Raw genomic sequence first — 20,241 nt, forward strand, 5'->3', positions numbered from 1 at the left:
CTACGCCGGGTCGTGCGGACTCAGCTGCAGCAGCCGTGGCCTCCGCCGCCGCCGCAACCGCCGGTCGCTGCTCCGGCAGTGGCGGCGTGATGGGCGTCGGCCTGGACGGTGAAGTCGATGACGATGTTGCCCGGGTCGCGGGCCACGTAGGCAATGCCGACCTGATTGCCATAACGCTGCTGGAGCTGGTTGAGCAGCGGCAGGGGGTCGTGATCGTTGACGAAACGCATGGTTTCGCCGTCATCGAGGGCTTCGAGGGCGCCGAAGATGGCGGCATGGCGGAAGCGCTTGGCGACGCCACGCGCGTCGAAGAAGTGTACTGAGGTGTCTGGCATCGGGATCTCATCCATCGGGTCGTTGCCGGACTTCACCTGCGGCCGGCTTCGCAGCAGGAAGAATCCTATGGGGCCGCGCACGCCAAAACCTTGACGAAAAACAAAAACCGGAACGCACTTATGTGGTGCGTTCACGGATCGCGATGGCGCTGTCGTGATGCAGGCGGTATCCGCGATGGGGCGCCAGGCCGCGCAACAGCGTGATCAGGCCCGCAGGCCCGGTGTTTGCTTGCACGATCGGGATGTCACCCAACGCGCTCGCCCTCGTGCCCGCCCAGCTCGATCTTCCCGGCCATAGCAGCCTGCTCTCCACCGAAGTCCTCGATCGTTCGCGTGTGCTCGATACGCTGATGAACAATCTCGACGGGATGGCCTACCGGTGCCTCAACGACAGCCACTGGACGATGGTCTTCGTCAGCCAGGGATGCACGCGGCTCACCGGCTATACGCCGGCCGAGGTCATCGATCAGGTCGAAATCTCGTGGGAGCACCTGACCCACCCCGACGACCGCGCGCGGGTACGCGCCTGCATCGAGCGCTCGGTGCGCAGCGGTCAGCGGTTTGCGGTGCAGTACCGGATCACGACCCGGTCGGGCGAGGTGCGCTGGGTTGCCGAGCGCGGCTCCGTGGTGAGCGACGAACAGGGCAAACGGGTGATCGAGGGCATCATCGAGGATGTCACCGCGCATCGCGCGATGCTCAAGGCGCGCGAGCAGGCCGAACTGCGCTACCGCCACATCTTCGAGCACGCCTCCGAGGGTATCTTCCAGACCACCCGCGACGGACGCTACCTCGCCGCCAACCCGGCACTTGCCCGCCTCTATGGCTATGCCACCGCGCAGGACCTGATCGACCAGCTGTCCGACATCGGCCGTCGCCTGTACGTCGATCCGGAGCGCCGGACGGAATTCCACCGCCTGATGCAGACCCATGGCGAGGTGCTCAACTTCGAGTCGGAGGTGTATCGGCAGGACGGATCGCGCATCTGGGTGTCGGAGAACGCGCACATCGTCAGCAACGCGCAGGGCGAGTTCATCTGCTATGAAGGCACCGTGCAGGATGTGTCCGACCGCAGACACTACCAGGAGCAGCTCGAACGCCAGGCCAACCACGATCTGCTCACCGGCCTGCCCAACCGCATCCTGCTCGCCGACCGGATCGAGCAGGGCATCGCCCGCGCCGCGCGTCGGGGTTGTCAGCTGGCCCTGGTGTTCATCGATCTGGACAACTTCAAGTTCATCAACGACAGCCTCGGCCACACCGCGGGCGACGAATTGCTCAAGGAGATCGCGGGCCGTTTCTCCGCCTGCCTGCGCGGCTCCGACACGGTGGCGCGGCTCGGGGGCGACGAGTTCGTGCTCCTGCTCAACGACCACGAGCACGTTAGTTCCGTGATTTCGCTGCTCGAGCGCGTGCTGCAGGAGGTGGCGCGCCCGGTCAGCCTTTCCGGGCGCGAATTCCACGTCGGCGCCAGCCTGGGGGTGGCGCTGTTTCCGGACGACGGCGAGGATCCGCAGACCCTGCTCAAGCACGCCGACATCGCCATGTACGCGGCCAAGGACCGCGGTCGCAACAACTTCCAGTTCTTCACCCGCGAACTCAACCGGGTCGCCGGCGAGCGCCTCAACCTCGAGGCCGCGATGCGCGCAGCCCTCGATCGCGACGCGTTCGAGGTGCACTACCAGCCCAAGGTCGATCACCGGCGCCGCATCGTCGGGGTCGAGGCGCTGGCGCGCTGGTTTCATCCGGAACTCGGCGCCATCGGCCCCGACCGCTTCATTCCGATCGCCGAGGAAACCGGGCTCATCGTGCCGCTGACCACGGCCATCCTGCGCCGCGCCTTCGCCGCCGCGCGCGAGTGGAACCGGCGCCGCGAGGTGCCGATGCGAATGGCGGTCAACCTGTCGCCGCGCCTGTTCCTCAGCGGCGACATCGTCGCCCACGTGGCCGGCCTGCTGCACGAGGCCGAACTGTCGCCCGCCCTCGTCGAACTGGAGATTACCGAAACCGTGTTCCTCGGCGACAGCGACCGCGCGGTGAGCATCCTGCGTGCGTTCAAGGAGCTCGGGGTCGGCCTCGCGATGGACGACTTCGGCACCGGCTATTCGTCGCTGAGCTACCTGAGCCGCTTCCCGCTCGACATCATCAAGATCGACCGCTCGCTGGTCATCGGCATCGAACACGAGGAAGAGGTGGCGATGATCGCGCGTGCAGTCATATCGCTCGGCCAAAGCCTGCGCAAGACCGTGGTCGCGGAAGGCGTGGAGAACCAGGCCCAGTTCGACTTCCTGCGCTACCAGGGCTGCGACGAGTTCCAGGGCTATCTGCTGTCGCGTCCGCTACCCGAGGCCGAACTCACCCGCCTGCTGGCATCCGGCGGGGGCATCGCCAGGCTGCCGGCCTGAACCGCCGGCGACACGGACGCACCCCTTAGCCGCGCCGGACTTCAATCGGGCACGACCCAGTCCGGATTCCAGGCGACCTCCCACAGGTGGCGGTCGGGATCCTGGAAATAACCGGCGTAGCCGCCCCAGAAGGTGTCACCGGCCGGCTTCGTGATCGTTGCCCCGGCCGCCGCCGCCTGCGCCATCACCGCATCCACCTCGGCGCGGGACGACACGTTGTGCGCCAGGCTGAAGTCGGTCGCGCTCGGTGCCTGCTGCTCCACGCCGGCGTCGTTGGCCAGGCTGATCCGCGGCCACAGCCCGAGGCGCAGTCCGGCCTGCAGTTCGAAGAAGGCCACCGCGCCGTACTCGAATTCCGCACCGATGATCCCTTCGGTGGCAAGCCCGAGCCCGTCGCGGTAAAAGTGGACGGCGCGTTCGAGGTCGTCGACCCCGAGCGTGATAAGGGTGATTCTCGGCTTCATGCGCTCATTCCTCCGTGCGGAGCACGCCAGGCCGGCGAATGGGCCGCGCGCATCCGGTATGTGCACCATAGTCCGTCGCGACCGATCGGACTGCGCTGCGCGCAGCCAGTCGCATATCCGGCTGGCGACCCATGGCCCGTCGTCCAGCGCAAGGTCGTGTCCACCTGTGGCGTGTCGCACCAGTGGCACGTTCCAGCGTGTCGCCAGCGCCGCCGAACAGCGCGGGTCGACCAGCGTGTCCGCGGCGCCGCTCAGGATCAGCATGGGTACGGCAGGCGGCCGCTGCGGGGCACGGAAGCGCGCGGCCGCCACCAGCTGGCGAAGCGCGTTCAGCCGGCTGACGCGGTGCGCCCGGCGCAGCGCCACCCAGTCGTCGACGACGGCGGGGTGGGGCATCCGGGTGGTGAGGCGGAGAATCGTCGCTTCGCATGCCCGATCGTCGGTGGCGGTCAGCAATCCGAGCAGAGGGAGGTAGCTGGACGGGCGGAGGCGGCGGTAGAAGGGGCTGAAAGGGCGCACGCTGGTGTTGATCAGCACGCAAGCGCTCACTTCTGCCGGATAGGCCTCGGCCCAGGCCAGCGCCACCATGGCGCCGAGCGACATGGCCACCAGGCGGTAGGGCCCGGCGATGCCCCGGGCGTGCAGTTGCGCGCGGCACGGGGCGACCATGTCCTGCACCCGAAGGGGACTGTACTGACGGTGCAGCGCCCCGTTGCCGGGGAGGTCCAGGGGCACGACGCGGGCCGGCGACAGGTGCTCGGCCAGTAGTGGCGGGAACGCGCCCCAGTGCCCGCATTCGCGGGTCAGCCCGCGCAGCAATACCCAGGTGCTCATGGCGCTGCCCGCGGGTACCAGCGCGCGAGCGCCAACTGGCGATGACGCTCGCGTTCGGGGCCGGTCGGGCGCCACCCGAGATGGCCGCATGCGGCGCGGCCGACGAAGTCCAGCCACGCCACCTGGCAGCGCAGCACGCGCGCCTGGCGGTGCGCGATCTGCGGGTTGAACAGGCCCAGCGCGGACAGCAGCTGGCGCGGATTCTTCTTGACCCATAGCCACGACCCCATCTCCAGGGTCAGCGGCAGGTGCACCCGCGCCGGGTCGGCGCACGCCCGCAAGTAGAGGTAGTCCCACAGATCGCCATGGGCAAGGTACTGGCGGCTCTGGGGCTCGAACACGTAACGGTGATGGGCGTGGGTCTGATCCAGCAGCTCGCTCAGGGCGTGCATCTCCGGCAGGTGTCCGATCGGCGCGCGGGTGTGCGCGTACGGAAACCAGATGCGGTCGCACACGCCGAACCCGGAGTGGCAGTCGACCGCGATGCTGAAGGTATGACTCAGCAGTTCCTCGTCGACCACCTGGCACACCGCACGGCTTTCGGGCTGCATCGGGGCATTGCGCAGGCCCCGGTACCAGGGCAGCCGCGGGCTCAGGCGCTGGCCCCCGACCAGTGTGGCGACGTGTTCTTGGGCGTCGACCGGCGCATTGCGCATGAGGTCGATGCCTTGCGGATTGGAGCGCGTGCCGCGCCACATTCCGCCCGGATTGACGACCGGCATGAAGACCATGCGCATCAGTTCGAGTTGGCGCTGCAGCGTGGCATCCCAGCGCAGACGCATGATCACGCTGCGCAGAAAGGCCAGCACGACGGCGGCGCCGATGCGCTCGAGCCCGTGCACGCCGCCGAAGAAGCCGACCGCGGGCGCTTCGGGGGCGGCATTGCCGATCGTGATCGCATACACGGGGAGACGGCGCGCGCCGACCTCGACCTCGCACAGCACCCGGGTCTGCAGCGCACCGCCGAGCTTGTCGATCAGGTGTTCGAGTTCGACCAGTTCGGTGGGCTCGCTGTGCTCCATACGATTTCCCTCGGCCAGTGGGGTCGGCGATGGCGGCCATCGCGCCGGTCCATGCCGGGATCGCATCCTCGCCGGCTCGGGGTGCGGCTCCGGAACGATGCGACCCGATATGCAACGATGGGTCAGCCCGCCGCGAAAATCAACGGCCGATCACCGAGCGCCCGCAGGGTTCGCCGTGCGGGTGCGCCCGCTACGCTGATGAACGGCTGAAATATTCTCATACATGTCGTTGAAAATTATAACTTGTTGCAGTGCAGCATGGCGTCTAGAGTGAGGGCGACCTGAAAGCAGGCCACGCAGCCTCTGGAGGTACCATGGACTATCGATTCGCATCACTCGTGCCGGAAGACGAACCGGCAGTCACCCTGCATCTGCTCTCTCTGGACGAGGAGGACCGCGCACTGCGCTTCGGCAGTTGCGCCTCGGACGCCACGCTGATCGAGTACGTGCAGAACCTGAATTTCAACCGCGACGTGGCCGAGGGCGCCTGGGATGGCGGACGGCTGGTCGGATTCGCACACTTGGCGGTGTACCCGGAAGACGGCTATCCGGTCGGCGAGCTGGGTTTGTCGATCACCCGCGGCTATCGCGGCCAGCGCATCGCTGGCCGCCTGATCCGGCGCGCCATTGTCCGCGCCCGGCGCTATCGGCTGACCACGATGCACATCCACTACATGCGGCGCAATCTTGCCATGACCCGGCTGGTACGTCATTTCGGCCTTGCCGTCACCGGCTACGGCGACGAGGCGCGGGCCACCCTGGAGGTGCTGCCGCGCGCACTGAGCATCTATAGCGAAGCCCATCGCGGCGGCCGCAACGGCCGGCTCGAAGTCTTCAAGAACCTGCCGTCGGGCCGCGCTCAGGGCCACGTACTGCTGGTGCACGGGGCCGGTGGCGACGGGTGGCAATGGCGCGCCGTGCTCGCCGACCTCGCCGAAGCGGGTTACGCCGCGCATGCACTGTCCCTGAGCGGGCATGGCTGCAGCGAAGCCGCCGCGCCCAGCTTCGCGCAGCTGTTCGACGACGTGCGCAGCGTGCTCGCCGACCTGCCCGAGGATACCTGCCTGGTGGGGCATTCCCTGGGCGGCTACCTGGTGCAGCGCGAACTGGCCGAAGTGCGCCGGCCGGCGGCGGTCCTGCTCGCCCCGGTGCCGCCCGAAGTGCCCCGCGGGCAGGACCTTGCCTCCCTGCTGGCGGGCCTGAGCGGCAAGCGCACGCGGGAGGTGGCGGGCGTCGTACTCGCCGACGCCGAATCGATCCGGGTCGAGCGCATATCGACGCCGGTGACCCTCATCAGCGGCGACCGCGACCGGGTGATGCCGGTGCCCTGGATGCGGGCCACCGCGGAGCGCTATGACGCGCCCTGGACGCGGCTTCCCGCCGGACACAACCTGCCGGTCGCGCGCGGCGTGTGCCGACCCATCCGCGCCGGCCTGCCGTTCTGACGGAGGTGCCCGGCAGTCCTCGCGGCGGGGCTGCCGGCCGGGGCGAGGGATATTGTGGATGACCACAATTGCATGCCGTCAAAGTTATCCAAACAATGGACCGCCCCGCCCGCATGTCGCGTTGCGGCCCGACCAGGACGATCCCTTCGATGCCCCGTTTTGTACGCCGTTTCCGCCTGCTTGCCAGTGTTCTGGCGCTGCTCGTGCCGTTCGGGCTCGCCGCTCAGGGAGCGGAGCTCGTCGTTGGACAGGTGGCCCCGTTCTCGGGGCCGCAGGCCGTGACCGGCAAGGCCATCCATGCGGGCATCAAGCTGTATGTCGACCACGTCAACGCCCAGGGCGGCATCAAGGGCACGCCGATCCGGCTCGTCACCCGCGACGATGCGCAGAAGCCGGAGCAGACCGTGAGCCTCACCCGCGAACTCATCCAGCAAGAGGCGCCGGTGGCGCTGATCGGCACCGTCGGTACGACCAATATCGAAGCGCTGATTGGCGACGGCGTGCTGCAGCGGACCGGTCTGCCGCTGGTCGGGGCCGTATCGGGGGCGTCGGGCGCGATCGCCGGGCGCAACGTTTTTGTGGTCAAGGCGAGCTATCACGACGAAGTGAATCGCCTGTTCAGCAACCTCGCCGGGCTGGGCATGAAGCGCGTCGGGCTGGTGTTCCAGGACGATGGCTTTGGCCGCGACGTGATCACCGGGGCCGATACCGCCGCGGTGCGCAACGGGATCGAGCTGATTGCCCGGGCCGGGTATGAACGCAACACGCTCAAGGTCGAGCCGGCCGTGGAAAGCATGCTGCAGGCGAGGCCGCAGGTCATCTTCCTCGGGGCGACCACTGCGGCGGCGATCGAGTTCGTGCGCCAGTATCGCGGCCGCGGCGGCGATGCGACCGTGTACGGCCTGTCCGTCATCGACACCGGGCAATTGCTCGCCAAGCTGGGACCCGACGGGGCGCGCGGCTATGCCTTCTCGGTGGTGCTGCCGCTGGAGAGCCAGCGCACGCTCGAGGTCAACCGAGATTACCTGCGCCTGCGCGAGCAAAGCAAGGATCCGGACCTCTCGGCGCGCTCCATCGAGGGCTTCATCGCGGCCAGGACGCTGGTGCATGCATTGCGCGCTGCCGCCGGTGGCGGTGCGCCGACCGCATCAACGGTGCTGAAGAGCCTGCAGGCGATGCGCAAGGTCGACCTCGGCGGCTATGCCGTGGATTTCAGCCAGCCCGGGCGCCCCGGCTCGAGCTACGTCGATTTCGCAATGCTCGGTGACGGCGGCAGGATCGTCCGTTGAGCTGCGATTCCCGGGCGCGCAGCGCGGCTCAGGGGGCGCACAGCGCCTTGCACGGCACGCCGTCGCCGTGCTCGTCCAGGGTCGCTGCGGGACAGTGCTGATGGAAAAACTGGGCCTCGACGCACGAACGCATCTGCGAACACAACGTGCGGCCGTCACAGTCGAACGCCGGGGCGGCCATCGGTTCGACCGCGGGCGTCGCGCCCGGTAGCGTGAGCGGCGCACGGGCCTGCCGCGTTTCGGTGTGGTCGGGGCCGAGCCAGCCCTGATTGTAGGCGAGCATGCCGAACGCCATCGCGATCAACAGCAGCGCGCGAGCGGGCAGGCCGGGGCGCACGCGCGCGATTTCCGTCGGCCGGCAGGGCGGGGCCACCGTGCCGTCGATCGCCGCGGCGCGAGACACCGCGGTGGCGCATCGGATGCCGTCCTTGTCGGTCGCGATCCCGAACCACAGCCGTTCGCCAATGCGCGGCGCTCCACCTTCCCGGGGAAAGGCGGAGGCACGGATCCGGATTTCCTCCCCGCCGTCGGCAGGCGCAACGAGGCCGAGGCCAGCGTCGTCGTCCCAGCTGACGAGGGTGCCCTGTAGTCGCATCGGAGTACGGCTTGCAAAAGTTATCGGTCGCAACGTTCTGATGGCGTCGCGTGGGCAGGATCATAACCGTAACCAGCGCATGAGGTTTGCGTTTGCGCAACAAATGCTTCGCGCGCGCGAATGCAGGTTGGTGGAGGCTCTCAGGCGGTCAGTATGGCGATCGACACCAGCGGCAGCACCGCCAGCGCGAGCACCGTCTGCAGGGCGATGATGGCGGCCATCAAGGGCGCGTCACCGCCGAGCTGACGGGCCATCACGTAGGACGACGATGCGGTGGGCAGCGCCTGAAACAGGATGGCCATGGCGGTGACGCGGCTGTCCAGGCCCATTGCCAGGCAGGTGCCGAGGGTGACCAGCGGCAGCAGGCCGAACTTCACCGCCGAGGCGATCAACGCCGGACGCAAGCTGTTGCCCAGCGCCCGCCAGTCGAACGCCGCGCCGACGCACATCAGCCCGATCGGCAGCGAGGCCTGGCCCAGCGCCCGCACTGCAGAGTCGATTCCCGGCGGGATACCGGCATCGGTCAGCTGCAGGACCATCCCGATCGCACAGCCGAGGATCAGCGGATTGAGCGCGATCCCCCGTACCACCCCGCGCAGCGTGGGGCGGGCGTGGCCGTGGCGGGCGAACACCAGCACGCACAGCACATTGACCGTGGGCACGATGATCGCGTTTACCAAGGCCGCGAGCGGGATCGCCGCGCTGCCGAACAGGCCGATCGCCGCGGTCACGCCGATGTAGTTGTTGAACCGGATGCCACCCTGGAACACCGAGGTGAAGGCGGCTCCGTCCACCTGCAGGCGCGGGCGCATGAGCAGCAGGATCACCGACACCAGTGCCGTGGCCCCGATCAGCGCCGCAGCCAGGCTGGGGATGGGCAGCCCGCGCAGGTCGGCACTGGCGAGCCCGTAGGCGAACAGGGCCGGCAGCAGCAGGAAATAGCACAGGCGCTCGGCCTGCGGCCAGAAGCTCTCCGCCATCAGTTGGTACCGGCGCAGCAGGGTGCCGAGCGTGATCAGCACGACGACCGGCACGATGGCGAGGACGGCGGTGGTGATCATGCGAGCGTCGGTGGCAACATGGTGGTGGCGGCTTGGCGGAGGTGTGGGTGGAGTGACGAGCTGCGTGATGGTGCCTGCATACCGCCCGCCCTTCAACCGATGGTTGGCCCGGCCCTGGCGTCAGAGACCGGCGCGGCGGACGGGAGGAGCGCATCGACGGTGGGAAAAATCGGCCTGGCCACTCGCCCGAAACCGATGCGGTGCAGGCCCGGGCCATGGCCGAGCGCCTGCCCGGCAACCTCTGCGCCGCCACCGTGGGTGTTTCAGGGCGTTTGTCGGCCAGTCTCTGTGCCACGGAACGCGGGGCGCACGGCGCACTCGAACATCTGGTCCGGGAAGCCGACGCGTGGATGTGCCGGGCCAAACGGGCGGGACGCGGACGGGTGTTCGGGGTGGGCGCGAGCGGGCCCGAGACACCGGCCATGGCCGCGGATTGAGTGTCGTCGGCGCGGCGGCATGCCTTCCAGCGCCACCCCCGACGAGAGGAGTCCTTTCATGCATGAACACCAGGGCAAACTCACGGTTTTCTACGACGGCGGCTGCCCTTCCTGCGTGCGCGACCGAAACTGGTACGAGGGGCTGTCCGGGCACACCGACGAGACCGTCGAATGGCTGGACATCACCGGGCGCGATGCGGAGCTGCGCGCACTCGGCATCGATCCGCTTGCGGCGCTGCGCGAACTGCACGTCCGCGACGTCGATGGCACCCTGCACCGCGAGCTCGACGCCTACATCCTGTTGATGTCGCGCGTGCCCCGACTCCGCCCGCTGGCCTGGCTGATCGGCTTGCCGGGGCTGCGAGCGATGCTGTCGTGGCTCTACCGGAGCTGGGTATTGCGCCGGCTGCGGCGGGAGAACCGCGTGCGCGATTGAGCGTAGCGCACGCGGAGGCGCCGATCGTGCTCAGTCCCACATGCCGCGCATCTTCGCCGCCAGGTCCAGCGCGGCCTGCCGGGACCCCGGCGTGCCGCGCAGTTCCGGCGGCGGCGCCGGCCACGAAATCTGCTCGAAGTGCGCCAGCAGCCGGTTGGGAATGAAGCGGGTGCGTCCGGCATAGACGTGGCGGTCGCCCATGCTCTGCTGCTGGGTGACGTAGAAGCGCTGCGGCACCATGAGTTCGAGCTGGTCCCTGGCCCGCGTCATGCCGACGTAGAGCAGACGGCGCTCCTCGTCGATCTCGGCGCTGTGGCGGGTGGCGACGTCCGACGGGATGCAGCCGTCGACCGCGTTGAGTACGGTGACCGCGTTCCACTCCTGGCCCTTGGCCGAATGCAGCGTGGACAGGATCAGGTAGTCCTCGTCGAGCAGCGGCACGCCAGCCTCGTCGCTGGTGGCGCTGGGCGGGTCGAGGGTGAGCTCGGTGAGGAAGCGCTGGCGGCTGGGGTAGGTGGCAGCGATGCGCGCGAGCTGCTGGATGTCGGCCTGGCGCACCACGGCATCGTCGTACAGGCGCGGCATCTGCGCCTCGTACCAGCGGCAGGCGAGTTCGAAGCTGGTCGGCCACGGCGCATCGGGCCGGCGCAGGTGTTCGACCAGCGCGGCGAACTCGGTCCAGGCCTGCTGCGCGGCCTCGGGCACCGGCTGCTCGGCGAGCAGGGCGCAGCCGTCGGGCGCCGTGCACACATGGTCGAGCACCCGGCCGGCGGTCTTCGGGCCGACCCCGGCGAGCAACTGCACCACACGGAAACCCGACACCCGGTCGCGCAGGTTCTCGGCCCAGCGCTGCAGCGCGAGCACGTCCTTGACGTGCGCGGCTTCGAGGAATTTGAGCCCGCCGAACTTCACGAACGGGATGTTGCGCCGGGTCAGCTCCATCTCGAGCCGGGCGCTGTGGCTGGCGGCGCGGAACAGCACCGCCTGCTGCTTGAGCTTGATGCCTTCCTCGCGGCGGGCGAGCACGCGCTCGACCACGAACGCGGCCTGGTCGGCATCGTCACGCACCGAGACGAGCTGCGGACGCGCGCTCGATGCGCGATCGGACCACAAATCCTTGCTGTAGCGCTCTGCCGCCTGCGCGATCACCGCGTTGGCGGCGGCGAGAATGGGTTGGGTCGAGCGGTAGTTCTGCTCCAGCGTGACCTGGTGCGCCGGCGGCTCGAAGCGGGTGGGGAAATCGAGGATGTTGCGCACGGTGGCGCCGCGAAAGGCATAGATCGACTGCGCATCGTCGCCGACCACGGTGAGGCCGCGGCCGTCGGGCTTCATCGCCAGCAGGATCTCGGCCTGTAGAAAGTTGGTGTCCTGGTACTCGTCGACCAGCACATGTCGGAACAGGCCGCCGATCTCTTCTGCCAGCGCCGGCTCCATCACCATGTGCGCCCAGTACAGCAGCAGGTCGTCGTAATCGAGCACCTGCTGCGCCTGCTTGGCGGCGACGTAGGCGCGGAACAGGGCCTTCAGGTCGGGCTCCCATTCGGCGCACCACGGAAACGTGGATTGCAGCACCTCGGCGAGCGGCGCACGGGTGTTGACCGCCGCCGAATAGATCGCGAGGCAGGTGCCCTTGAGCGGAAAGCGCTTGTTGCGCGACGACAGCCCGGCCTCGTGGCGGGCGAGGTTCATCAGGTCGGCCGAATCCTCGCGGTCGTGAATGGTGAAGGCCGGGTCCAGTCCGATGTGCCCGGCGTACTCGCGCAGCAGGCGCGCACCGATGCCGTGGAAGGTGCCCGACCACTGCAGCGCAGCCTGTGCCAGCCACGGATGGTCGGCCGCCGCCTGGCCGAGGATGCGCTGCACCCGGCGCCCCATCTCGTCCGCAGCGCGGCGCGAGAAGGTGAGCAGCAGGATGCGCCCCGGGTCGGCCCCGTGCAGGATGAGGTGGGCGACGCGATGGGCCAGGGTGTTGGTCTTGCCCGAGCCGGCGCCGGCGATCACCAGCAGCGGGCCGGGAAGGCGGTCGCTCCCGCTTTCCGCCCCGAATTCGACTGCCTCGCGCTGCGCGGGGTTGAGTCGCTCCAGCCAGCCCGGCGCGGCGGCCGTGGGAGGCGGGACGGAAGACTGCGGGATGATGTTCATGCCTGTAATTCTATCCAGTTCATCGGGCAATGCGAAGGCGGTCCGGGCTCGGCTGCCCGGCAGCACGCCGAGCGTGACTTAGTGCAATGACATGATGCGGGGGCGGCTGATAGCATTTGTCATCATTCTCATCGTCGGTCCCGTCGTCTGCGCGCGTCACTCGGGGCCGTTGCCGCACCACCGCGGTCATCGTTCTTGTGTGGAGCTGTCATGCCGGATGCAACTTATGCCCTGGTTTTCCAGGGAAACGTACTCGACGGGTTCGAGCGCGCCCAGGTGATGCAGCGCTTTGGCGAGCTGTTCGGGCTGCCGGTCGAGGAGGTGGAGCGCGTGTTCGGCCATCCGCGGGTGGTGCTCAAGCGCAACCTGAACCGCGATGCCGCCCATGCCTTCCGCGAACGCCTCGAGGGTATCGGCATGGCGGTGAAGCTCGACGGGGTCCGCGCGCCGGCTGGCACGTCCTCCGCCCCGGGCACGGCGTCCGCACCGCTCTTCCTGGTGCCGGTTGACGCTGCTGCCGCGACCATTCCGTCGGGTGCCGTGACGCCGCAGTCCGCACCGGCGGCCGAGTCGGTGCAGGAAATGGGTACGGCGGCAGCGGGAGATGTCGTGCCAACCGCCGGCGCGGCTTTTTCCGCCTCGGCGGTGAGCCCCGGGGCGGGCGATGCGGCGGCCGCGCAGTCGGCGGCGCGGGCCGCAGGTGCACCGCCCCGCGCCACTGCGGCGAGTCCCGCCAGCAGTCCGGCCGAATCGATCCGCGAGCTGCCGTTCGAGTTCTTCGGCAACGGCTTCGAGTTCTTCCGCATCTGGATCGTCAACCTCGTGCTGAGCATCGTCACCCTCGGGGTGTATTCGGCCTGGGCCAAGGTGCGGACCCAGCGCTACTTCTATGGCAACACCCGGCTCGACGGCGCCAGCTTCGAGTACCTTGCCGACCCGATCCGCATCCTCAAGGGGCGCCTGATCGCGTTCGGCTTCCTGCTCGTCTACATGCTGGCAGATCAGTTCGTGCCGCTCCTCGGCGCCATCCTGATGCTGGTGCTGATCGGCGTGTTCCCGTGGGTGATGGTGCGCGGCCTGGCCTTCCGCAACCACTATTCCGCGTGGCGCGGAGTGCGCTTCGGTTTCGGCGGCGCCATGGGCGAGGCCTACAAGGGCTTTCTGCTGTGGCCATTGTTCGGGGTGCTCAGCTTCGGCCTGCTGTTTCCGTATGCGCTCTGCCGCCAGCAGGCCTTCATCGTCGGCAACAGCCGCTACGGGGTGACGCCGTTCGCCTTCGACGCGCGTGCGGGTGCCTTCTACAGGCTGTTCCTGCCGCTGATCGGGCTGCTGTTCGTCGGTGGTGTCCTTGCCGCCATCCTGTCGCCGGTGCTCCCGGCGGTGGGGCCCCTGATCGTGGTCGTGGCCTATCTGACGGCGTTCGCCCTGTTCAACGTGCGGATGACCAACCTGGTATTCAACAACACGGCCGTCGAGGGCCATCGCCTGCAGGCCGACTACCGGCTCGCCTCCTACGCGACGCTGATGGTCACCAACATGCTCGCCCTGGTGCTGACGCTGGGCCTGTTCTACCCGTGGGCGCGGGTGCGCACCGCGCGTTATGCGGCCGAACATATCCGGCTGGAGGCCGACGGCGAGCTCGATGATTTCGCCGCCGGTCAGCGTGCGGAGTTGTCCGCGATGGGCAGCGAGATTGGCGACCTGTTCGACATGGACGTCGGGATCTGATGCGCATCGAGGGCGGCTTTTTCGACGGCAACAGTTCGCGCAGGCAGGTCGCGAGCGTGACGGTCGAGGGCGGGCTGCTGCAGGTGCACGCCGGTGATGCCGATCTGCTCCCCGCGGTGGCGATCGCCGACGTGGAGGTGTCCTCGCGTGTGGGCAATACACCGCGCTTCCTGCGCCTGCCCGGCGGCGCCAGCTTCGAGACCACCGACAACGACGCGGTGGACCGCCTCGTCGCCGGTCGCTCGCGGGCCAGCGGGTGGGCGCATCGGCTGGAGTCGCGGCTGCGCTTCGTGGTGCTCGGCCTGGTCGTCACCATCGCCTTCGTGTGGGCCGGGGTGCAGTGGGGTGTGCCGGCCCTGGCCCGGGTGGCCGCCTTCTCGCTGCCGGCCGATGTCAATGCGCAGGCCGACCGCGTGGTGCTCGATCTGCTCGACCGCCAGTTCCTTGCGCCGAGCAAACTGCCCGCGGCCGAGCAAACGCGTCTGCAGGCGGTGTTCGCCCCCTTCGTCGCCGATGCCGGCGATCAACCCCCCATCCGGGTGCTGTTCCGCGATGCGGGCGGCACCATCGGCCCCAATGCCTTGGCCCTGCCGGCCGGCACCATCGTCATCACCGACCAGCTCGTTGCCCTGGCGCGCCACGACGAGGAACTGGCGGCAGTGCTCAGCCACGAGATCGGACATGCGGTGAACCGCCATGCGCTGCGGCGCTCGATCCAGGCTTCGGCAATGGGTCTGCTCGCGATGCTGGTGATGGGCGACGTGTCCTCGGTGTCGTCGGCGGTCACCGCGGTGCCGCTGATCCTGACCGAACTGGGCTATTCGCGTGCGTTCGAGGCCGAGGCCGACCGCCATGCGGTGGAGATGCTGCGCCGCCATGGCGTCGCCCCGCGGCGCCTGGCCGACATGCTGCAGCGCCTCGACCCGTCGCAGGACACGCACGGCTACCTGTCGACGCATCCGCCCACGCCGGAACGGGTGCAGCAGATCGGGGCGTACTGAACGGAACGGCCCGGCGGCGAGGCCCGGCCGCGCTCAGTCGCGTTTTCCCGGCGGGCGCACCGGATCGAACGGGTACAGTCCGGCACGAAAGCTCTCTGCCATGAACTCGGCGCGGCCGATGGCCTGGCGCGCGGCCTCGGGCGGCAAGGTCTCCTCGGCGGCTTCCCGGAACAACGTCAGCCACAATCCGAAGTGCTCGCGCTCGATCGGCAGGTTCATGTGCACCGGGAACGGATGGCGCGCGTAGCGCTTGGTGCCGAGCAGCGCACTCGACCAGAAGTCGGTGACGATGGCGAGGTGGTGGTCCCAATCGCCCACCGCGGCGTTGAACAGCGGGCCGAGCTCATCGTGCAGGCGGGCGCGGTCGTAGAAGACCTGCACCAGGTGGGCGATCATCTCTTCGGTGAGTTCGGCATTTGCGACGGGTTCCGGCATGGGGTGCTCCTTGTTCGGCGTGCACCGAATATAGCGCAGCAGCCTGCCCGACGTGATCTGTTGCGGCTGCTGGGCAGGGTGAGCGGCACCTGGTCAGGACACCCCGTGTCAACCTGTCACCCTGTCCCTTTCTTCGAGCGCGTGACTTGCAAACCGACGTTCGAGGTGAAGCGCGAGCGATCGTCGGTCCGCCTCGCGACCGCTCGTCGCGCTGAAGCGGCATGGCGAGGAACCGGTCGCGGTGCTTGCGCATCAGATCGCCCACGCGGTAAACCGCCATCCACTGCGGCGCTCGACCCAGGCCTCGGCTCCGCTTACATGCCTCCATGCCACGCCCGGGAAAAAGACGCCGGGGCGATCCGCACGATCAGACGAGCGTGGCGCCCTCGATGCGTGTTCGCTTTTCGTTACGTCCTGTGGCAGTTGTATAGAAATGGTACGGTACACTTTGCGCCGATCATGACCATCTGATTACCCGTCGGTATTAGGTGATCGGCGTAAAGGCTTGCTTTCGAGCATTCTGCCGACATCTTCTTCCGCAAGGCGCGATGCAGGCACGGTTGTTGCACCGCACTGCCGACCACGCCATTCCTGCAATGGCAAGGGGGGACGCTGTACGGGTGGATAGACTCGGCAGCACACATCAATGAGAAACACCTGGAGACGATCCATGACGAAGAGAATCATCGCGATGGCGATTGTTGCCGCTGCTTCCGGCACCGCTTTCGGCCAGAGCAATGTCACCATTTACGGCAATGTCGATATGGGCTTTGTGTACCGCAGTGGCAGTGACGGAGCTGTGGCAAGTGGGCAGTCGCAGCGTGCCATGGAAAGCGCCGCCTCCGAGAGCTATCTCGGCTTCAAGGGGGCTGAGGATCTGGGCAATGGCATGAAAGCCCTGTTCGATCTGCAGTACCTGATCGATCCCGATGTGGGCACTTCGTCGGGACTCGGACGTTCCTACGTTGGACTGACCGGCGGCTTCGGTACCGCGGTCGCGGGCAAGCTGGACGGTCTGCGCTACGGCATCTACGGCAAGTACAACCCGTTCGGCAATTACTCCGTCGGCAACTTTGCCTCGATGACCACGCAGTATGATCGTGCCTCCAATGCGGTGGCCTATATCTCCCCGAGTTTCAGCGGCTTCACCCTGATTCTGGCCGCTGCGACCAATACGCAGACCCAGGAGGGCGCGCTGAACGGCGTTCACGTTCCCGCGAAGGCGTCAGGGGGCGACACCGGTGACGACCGTCTCTATTCCATCAACCTGATCTATGCCAACGGCCCGCTGAGCGTCGATCTCGACTACGAAACCACCACGGCCGTCGACTATTCCGACAGCCGCCTGTATGTGGTGACGACGGGTGCCTCCTACGACTTTGGCATGGTGAAGCTGTCGGGTGTGTACGACGTCATCAAGGGCGACCCGAACTCGCTGATCGGCGGAAATATCGACCTGGGCGGCGGTGTCAATCTGGGCGGGCTGCCGGCTGACGAAAGCTATGATCGGCGCAACTGGTTCGTCGGTGTTGACATCCCGGTGACCGAGCGTACGCACGTGCTGGCGAGCTACGGCCAGGTCAAGGACAAGACCTTGTCGGATGCCGACGCGAGCAAGTGGGCGATCGGTGCGCGTTATGCCTTGTCCAAGCGGACCGTGCTGTATGCCGACTACGCCCGGATCAGCAACGACTCCAACGCCGCGTTCACCATCAACCCGAAGGGCAATTCGCAAGGGTTGAGTGGTGTGGGTGTCAAAGGCGTCGCCGTGGGCATGAAGCACAGCTTCTAACTTCGCGACCTTCCGCAACACCGCCGGCGCCAGGTTTCGGGTTTTTGGCGTCGGCTGCGTGCACGTTCCGCCACAGGGCGTCCTCAGGGGCGCCCTGTGCGTTTTTCAGCTTCCGTGAAGTGACACGCGGGCCGGGCAAGACCCGAACGGTTTTTGAAGGCAAAGTCCTCGATCGGGCCACCGAGGCCAAGACCTGCGTGTTCATCGACTACGTCGTCGACGTCTTCGTGCGTGAGCGCCTGGCGCAGCGGTTTGCCGGCAGCATCGGCCAGGCCATTCCGCATTCAGTCGATGAGTTTTCCGTCGGAGTCGGGAGTTTTCCCGAGACTACTCGGGCTCGCCGGGGAATTGCACGGCGTCGTGCGGCACAATGATTCCCGGCAGCATGCGCGCGGTCCAGATATGAATCGCCGTGCGCAAGTCGACCGGGTCGTCGAGTGACCCGCCCTTGACACTGATCGTCCCCGGGGTGCTGACCCGCTGATGCCACAGACGGGACCCGCATTCCGCGCAGAAGGCGCATATCAGCGTGTTTCCGCTGTCCGTAGGGCGTGACCAGAGCTTTGGCATGCCGCGCGTCAGGTGCAACTGCGTGCGTGACACGAACACCGACACGCCAAACGCCGAGGCGGACTGCTTGCGGCACTCGCGGCAGTGGCACACGACGATCTTCATCGGTTCACCGGTCAGCGCATAACGCACCGCTCCGCACTGACAGCCACCGAGGCGGGATGGATGCGGGGTGCCGTCGGTCATCTGCTCTCCTTCGCGGTGCGACGTGGTCGCGGTTTCCGTATGTACGCGGCGCGCCCCGGACTGGATTCAATCCCGCCGTAGCAAGGGCGCTTGCCCGTCGCGGCGTACCTCGCTGCGGAGCCAGCCGAGAAAGGCCTCCACCGGCTTGCGCCCGCGCGCGGCTTCGGCAACCACGAGGTGAAAGCCCCCCAGTTCGGCCGCGCTCTCGGTGCCGAGCGGCGCGCATAGCGTGCCATCCCGCAACCTGGCGTTGAGATGCGGCCGCTTGCCGATGGCCACGCCTATCCCCGCGAGCGTCGCCTCGACGACCTGATCATAGTGCGAGAACCGCTGGCGGTGAGCAGGTCTGAAGCGTGCAATATTCATGGCCCTGAACCATTGCTCCCAGTCGTACCAGGGCCGGCCATTGACCGTGGTCTCGAACTCGAGGAGCACGTGCTGCGCGAGATCGGCGATGCTGCGCAGAGGGCGTACCGCATCATGGATGAGGGCCGGTGAGCAGACCGGAAAGATGCTGTAGCCCATCAAGCGCTCTTCGTGGCCGGGGGTGTTGCCAACGCGCACATGGCGGATCGCGATGTCGATATGCGACTGCACCAGATCGAGCACGTCGTTGCTGGCTTCGATATGCACGTCGATATCGGGGTGGTGTCGCATGAAGCGGGGCAACCGGGGCACCAGCCACAGCGAGGCCAGCGGAATGGTCGTTGTCACCGCGACGCTGCTTTGCGGGCCGGTCAGTCGTTCGGTAGTCGCGTCGATCAGCGCAAGCGCCTCGTCGACCGCCGTGTAGAGTTCCTCGCCGGCGGGGGTAAGGCGCAAGGTGCGATGGACGCGGTGGAACAGCGGCTGGCCGAGCTGCTCCTCCAGCTTCTTGACTTCGCGGCTGATCGCCGACTGGGTGACGAACAACTCCGCCGCCGCACGGGTGAAGCTCAGGGTGCGCGCCGCAGCCCAGAAACCGCGTACCAGGTGAAGGGAAATCCTCGGGTTCCGGTCCATGCCATCCATTCCCTGTGCGCATCGGAGCAATGAAATTTGGTCGCTTGAACGACGCATGTCGCAGGGTGGACAATTTTTTCACTGAAGCGATCACGCGCGGCGTTCGCGGTGAACCTGCCGCGGTGAAGCCGGAGGAGGCAGCCATGAACACGATCCATCCGATTCCGATATGCAGTCATCGCGATCTCGGCCGCATGGCGGCCATGCTCGCACTCGCCATACCATTACAGGCGTTCTCTGCCGAGCTTGCGACCGCGAATACCATCCACGTGAAGGTGTTCCCGGACCACTATGCGGTCGACGAGCAACGCTTCGGCGACCTTGCCGCGCTGCAGGCTGCGTTGGCTCATGGTTCGCGCGCTGTCGTGCGCCTTGACCACTGTGGGCCGATGTCCGTAGGGCCACTGCTGGCTGCCGTCGAGGGACTGCATGACAGCGCGGTCGACGTGCTTGAGATTCGCCCGCTGCCGAACGGCGTGGCGGGCTGCGTCGACTCGAATGCGGCGCTCCGTGGCGGACGAGGAGGGCCGGCGGCAAGCGCCGCCTACCTGGAGACCGATCGGTCCGGGCGCAGCCTGATCCCGTGACAACGGGCGCCGCCCCCGCGGGGCGATAGGACGGGCGCGCTATTCGGCGATGCGCGCGCCCGACCCGCCCGCCGCTTCCGGCAGATCCCTGAACTTGGGCAGGCCGTCATGGAGGGGGAGCACGGTTTCACCATAGTGCACATGCACGCCCGGGGCATGGCCGAGCTCCGGGATCAGCGCCGCGTACACGTCGGTGAGGCCCATGGCGGGGTGCTCGGTGAACAAATGGCCACCGCAGCGGGTGCACCAGTGGCGCAGGCTGTTCGGCGTCTTGGCGTAGCTGCCGATGTGCTCCGCGCCACGGGTGACCCGCACTGCCTCGGGGGGCCACAGGGTGAAGGCATTGATCGGTCCGCCCGACCAGCGCCGGCAGGATTCGCAATGGCAGTAGCCCATGGCGGCCGGCTCGCCGCTCACGGTGAATTCGACCGCGCCGCAGAAGCAGTGCGCGGTATGGGACTGTGCGGTACTCATG

At 67.6% G+C, this 20,241-nt stretch carries 19 protein-coding genes and 1 pseudogene; 8 read left to right on the forward strand and 12 right to left on the reverse strand.

Features of this window, described 5'->3' with window-relative positions; all coding sequences use genetic code 11:
- Positions 1 to 20 precede the first annotated feature (20 nt).
- Positions 21 to 335, reverse strand: coding sequence for a DUF2249 domain-containing protein (locus AC3A35_RS13590; protein WP_487436660.1), 315 nt, complete (start codon positions 333 to 335; stop codon positions 21 to 23).
- 242 nt (positions 336 to 577) lie between these two features.
- Here AC3A35_RS13590 and AC3A35_RS13595 point away from each other — a divergent pair, with 242 nt between their 5' ends.
- Positions 578 to 2,740, forward strand: a complete 2,163-nt coding sequence (locus AC3A35_RS13595) for a sensor domain-containing protein (protein WP_487436661.1) — start codon at positions 578 to 580, stop codon at positions 2,738 to 2,740.
- A gap of 41 nt (positions 2,741 to 2,781) precedes the next feature.
- Here AC3A35_RS13595 and AC3A35_RS13600 read toward each other — a convergent pair whose 3' ends face one another.
- From AC3A35_RS13600 to AC3A35_RS13610, 3 genes and pseudogenes are all read right to left on the reverse strand, one after another.
- Positions 2,782 to 3,204, reverse strand: coding sequence for a VOC family protein (locus AC3A35_RS13600; RefSeq protein WP_487436910.1), 423 nt, complete (start codon positions 3,202 to 3,204; stop codon positions 2,782 to 2,784).
- Between the two features lie 201 nt (positions 3,205 to 3,405).
- Positions 3,406 to 4,128 (reverse strand): annotated as a pseudogene (locus tag AC3A35_RS13605) (alpha/beta fold hydrolase); the annotation flags it as partial.
- Entirely contained in the window at positions 4,035 to 5,060 is a 1,026-nt protein-coding gene (locus AC3A35_RS13610) for a M14 family zinc carboxypeptidase (RefSeq protein ID WP_487436662.1), read from the reverse strand. The pseudogene AC3A35_RS13605 and the gene AC3A35_RS13610, both read right to left, overlap by 94 nt.
- A 314-nt stretch (positions 5,061 to 5,374) precedes the next feature.
- Between AC3A35_RS13610 and AC3A35_RS13615 the strand changes: the two genes are divergently transcribed.
- Positions 5,375 to 6,505 carry an alpha/beta fold hydrolase gene (locus tag AC3A35_RS13615; RefSeq protein WP_487436663.1) on the forward strand — a complete coding sequence of 377 codons (1,131 nt, stop codon included), beginning with the start codon at positions 5,375 to 5,377 and terminating at the stop codon, positions 6,503 to 6,505.
- Between the two features lie 149 nt (positions 6,506 to 6,654).
- On the forward strand, positions 6,655 to 7,794 hold the full coding sequence (locus AC3A35_RS13620) for an ABC transporter substrate-binding protein (protein WP_487436664.1): 1,140 nt from the start codon (positions 6,655 to 6,657) through the stop codon (positions 7,792 to 7,794).
- A 28-nt stretch (positions 7,795 to 7,822) separates the two neighbouring features.
- Here the strand turns inward: AC3A35_RS13620 and AC3A35_RS13625 are convergent, their stop codons facing one another.
- Both AC3A35_RS13625 and AC3A35_RS13630 read right to left on the reverse strand, forming a co-directional pair.
- Positions 7,823 to 8,389, reverse strand: coding sequence for a cold-shock protein (locus tag AC3A35_RS13625; RefSeq protein ID WP_487436665.1), 567 nt, complete (start codon positions 8,387 to 8,389; stop codon positions 7,823 to 7,825).
- A gap of 140 nt (positions 8,390 to 8,529) precedes the next feature.
- Positions 8,530 to 9,450, reverse strand: a complete 921-nt coding sequence (locus AC3A35_RS13630) for an AEC family transporter (RefSeq protein WP_487436666.1) — start codon at positions 9,448 to 9,450, stop codon at positions 8,530 to 8,532.
- A 495-nt stretch (positions 9,451 to 9,945) separates the two neighbouring features.
- Between AC3A35_RS13630 and AC3A35_RS13635 the strand changes: the two genes are divergently transcribed.
- Positions 9,946 to 10,323, forward strand: coding sequence for a thiol-disulfide oxidoreductase DCC family protein (locus AC3A35_RS13635; protein ID WP_487436667.1), 378 nt, complete (start codon positions 9,946 to 9,948; stop codon positions 10,321 to 10,323).
- Positions 10,324 to 10,353: 30 nt separating this feature from the next.
- Here the strand turns inward: AC3A35_RS13635 and AC3A35_RS13640 are convergent, their stop codons facing one another.
- Positions 10,354 to 12,465: an ATP-dependent helicase gene (locus AC3A35_RS13640; protein ID WP_487436668.1), complete on the reverse strand. Its 2,112-nt coding sequence runs from the start codon at positions 12,463 to 12,465 to the stop codon at positions 10,354 to 10,356.
- Positions 12,466 to 12,675: 210 nt separating this feature from the next.
- Between AC3A35_RS13640 and AC3A35_RS13645 the strand changes: the two genes are divergently transcribed.
- Positions 12,676 to 14,193, forward strand: coding sequence for a YjgN family protein (locus AC3A35_RS13645; protein WP_487436670.1), 1,518 nt, complete (start codon positions 12,676 to 12,678; stop codon positions 14,191 to 14,193).
- The gene (locus AC3A35_RS13650) at positions 14,193 to 15,194 is read left to right on the forward strand and encodes a M48 family metallopeptidase (RefSeq protein WP_487436671.1); all 1,002 of its coding nucleotides are present in this window, start codon (positions 14,193 to 14,195) and stop codon (positions 15,192 to 15,194) included. Before AC3A35_RS13645 ends, AC3A35_RS13650 begins: the two co-directional genes overlap by 1 nt.
- Before the next feature lie 33 nt (positions 15,195 to 15,227).
- Here AC3A35_RS13650 and AC3A35_RS13655 read toward each other — a convergent pair whose 3' ends face one another.
- The gene (locus AC3A35_RS13655) at positions 15,228 to 15,629 is read right to left on the reverse strand and encodes a group III truncated hemoglobin (protein WP_487436672.1); all 402 of its coding nucleotides are present in this window, start codon (positions 15,627 to 15,629) and stop codon (positions 15,228 to 15,230) included.
- Between the two features lie 670 nt (positions 15,630 to 16,299).
- Between AC3A35_RS13655 and AC3A35_RS13660 the strand changes: the two genes are divergently transcribed.
- Positions 16,300 to 17,421, forward strand: coding sequence for a porin (locus AC3A35_RS13660; RefSeq protein ID WP_487436673.1), 1,122 nt, complete (start codon positions 16,300 to 16,302; stop codon positions 17,419 to 17,421).
- Between the two features lie 83 nt (positions 17,422 to 17,504).
- Here AC3A35_RS13660 and AC3A35_RS13665 read toward each other — a convergent pair whose 3' ends face one another.
- The 3 genes from AC3A35_RS13665 to AC3A35_RS13675 form a co-directional block, all read right to left on the reverse strand.
- Positions 17,505 to 17,705, reverse strand: coding sequence for a hypothetical protein (locus tag AC3A35_RS13665; protein ID WP_487436674.1), 201 nt, complete (start codon positions 17,703 to 17,705; stop codon positions 17,505 to 17,507).
- Positions 17,706 to 17,748: 43 nt separating this feature from the next.
- Entirely contained in the window at positions 17,749 to 18,177 is a 429-nt protein-coding gene (locus AC3A35_RS13670) for a GFA family protein (RefSeq protein ID WP_487436675.1), read from the reverse strand.
- A gap of 66 nt (positions 18,178 to 18,243) precedes the next feature.
- Complete coding sequence (locus AC3A35_RS13675; protein WP_487436676.1) at positions 18,244 to 19,179, reverse strand: LysR substrate-binding domain-containing protein; 936 nt, start codon at positions 19,177 to 19,179, stop codon at positions 18,244 to 18,246.
- A gap of 65 nt (positions 19,180 to 19,244) precedes the next feature.
- Here AC3A35_RS13675 and AC3A35_RS13680 point away from each other — a divergent pair, with 65 nt between their 5' ends.
- Positions 19,245 to 19,766 (forward strand): hypothetical protein, encoded by a 522-nt coding sequence (locus AC3A35_RS13680; RefSeq protein WP_487436678.1) that lies wholly within the window; start codon positions 19,245 to 19,247, stop codon positions 19,764 to 19,766.
- 39 nt (positions 19,767 to 19,805) lie between these two features.
- Here AC3A35_RS13680 and AC3A35_RS13685 read toward each other — a convergent pair whose 3' ends face one another.
- The gene (locus tag AC3A35_RS13685; RefSeq protein WP_487436679.1) at positions 19,806 to 20,240 is read right to left on the reverse strand and encodes a GFA family protein; all 435 of its coding nucleotides are present in this window, start codon (positions 20,238 to 20,240) and stop codon (positions 19,806 to 19,808) included.
- Position 20,241 lies beyond the last annotated feature (1 nt).

The organism is Azoarcus sp. Soil_N_20 (assembly GCF_057656155.1).

Coding starts and splice junctions, on each gene's coding strand:
- AC3A35_RS13660 (WP_487436673.1), top strand. CDS start 16,300: ATGACGAAGAGAATCATCGCGATGGCGATTGTTGCCGCTGCTTCCGGC.
- AC3A35_RS13645 (WP_487436670.1), top strand. CDS start 12,676: ATGCCGGATGCAACTTATGCCCTGGTTTTCCAGGGAAACGTACTCGAC.
- AC3A35_RS13685 (WP_487436679.1), bottom strand. CDS start 20,240: ATGAGTACCGCACAGTCCCATACCGCGCACTGCTTCTGCGGCGCGGTC.
- AC3A35_RS13635 (WP_487436667.1), top strand. CDS start 9,946: ATGCATGAACACCAGGGCAAACTCACGGTTTTCTACGACGGCGGCTGC.
- AC3A35_RS13625 (WP_487436665.1), bottom strand. CDS start 8,389: ATGCGACTACAGGGCACCCTCGTCAGCTGGGACGACGACGCTGGCCTC.
- AC3A35_RS13670 (WP_487436675.1), bottom strand. CDS start 18,177: ATGACCGACGGCACCCCGCATCCATCCCGCCTCGGTGGCTGTCAGTGC.
- AC3A35_RS13595 (WP_487436661.1), top strand. CDS start 578: ATGTCACCCAACGCGCTCGCCCTCGTGCCCGCCCAGCTCGATCTTCCC.
- AC3A35_RS13675 (WP_487436676.1), bottom strand. CDS start 19,179: ATGGACCGGAACCCGAGGATTTCCCTTCACCTGGTACGCGGTTTCTGG.
- AC3A35_RS13630 (WP_487436666.1), bottom strand. CDS start 9,450: ATGATCACCACCGCCGTCCTCGCCATCGTGCCGGTCGTCGTGCTGATC.
- AC3A35_RS13640 (WP_487436668.1), bottom strand. CDS start 12,465: ATGAACATCATCCCGCAGTCTTCCGTCCCGCCTCCCACGGCCGCCGCG.
- AC3A35_RS13620 (WP_487436664.1), top strand. CDS start 6,655: ATGCCCCGTTTTGTACGCCGTTTCCGCCTGCTTGCCAGTGTTCTGGCG.
- AC3A35_RS13665 (WP_487436674.1), bottom strand. CDS start 17,705: ATGCGGAATGGCCTGGCCGATGCTGCCGGCAAACCGCTGCGCCAGGCG.
- AC3A35_RS13650 (WP_487436671.1), top strand. CDS start 14,193: ATGCGCATCGAGGGCGGCTTTTTCGACGGCAACAGTTCGCGCAGGCAG.
- AC3A35_RS13615 (WP_487436663.1), top strand. CDS start 5,375: ATGGACTATCGATTCGCATCACTCGTGCCGGAAGACGAACCGGCAGTC.
- AC3A35_RS13590 (WP_487436660.1), bottom strand. CDS start 335: ATGCCAGACACCTCAGTACACTTCTTCGACGCGCGTGGCGTCGCCAAG.
- AC3A35_RS13655 (WP_487436672.1), bottom strand. CDS start 15,629: ATGCCGGAACCCGTCGCAAATGCCGAACTCACCGAAGAGATGATCGCC.
- AC3A35_RS13600 (WP_487436910.1), bottom strand. CDS start 3,204: ATGAAGCCGAGAATCACCCTTATCACGCTCGGGGTCGACGACCTCGAA.
- AC3A35_RS13610 (WP_487436662.1), bottom strand. CDS start 5,060: ATGGAGCACAGCGAGCCCACCGAACTGGTCGAACTCGAACACCTGATC.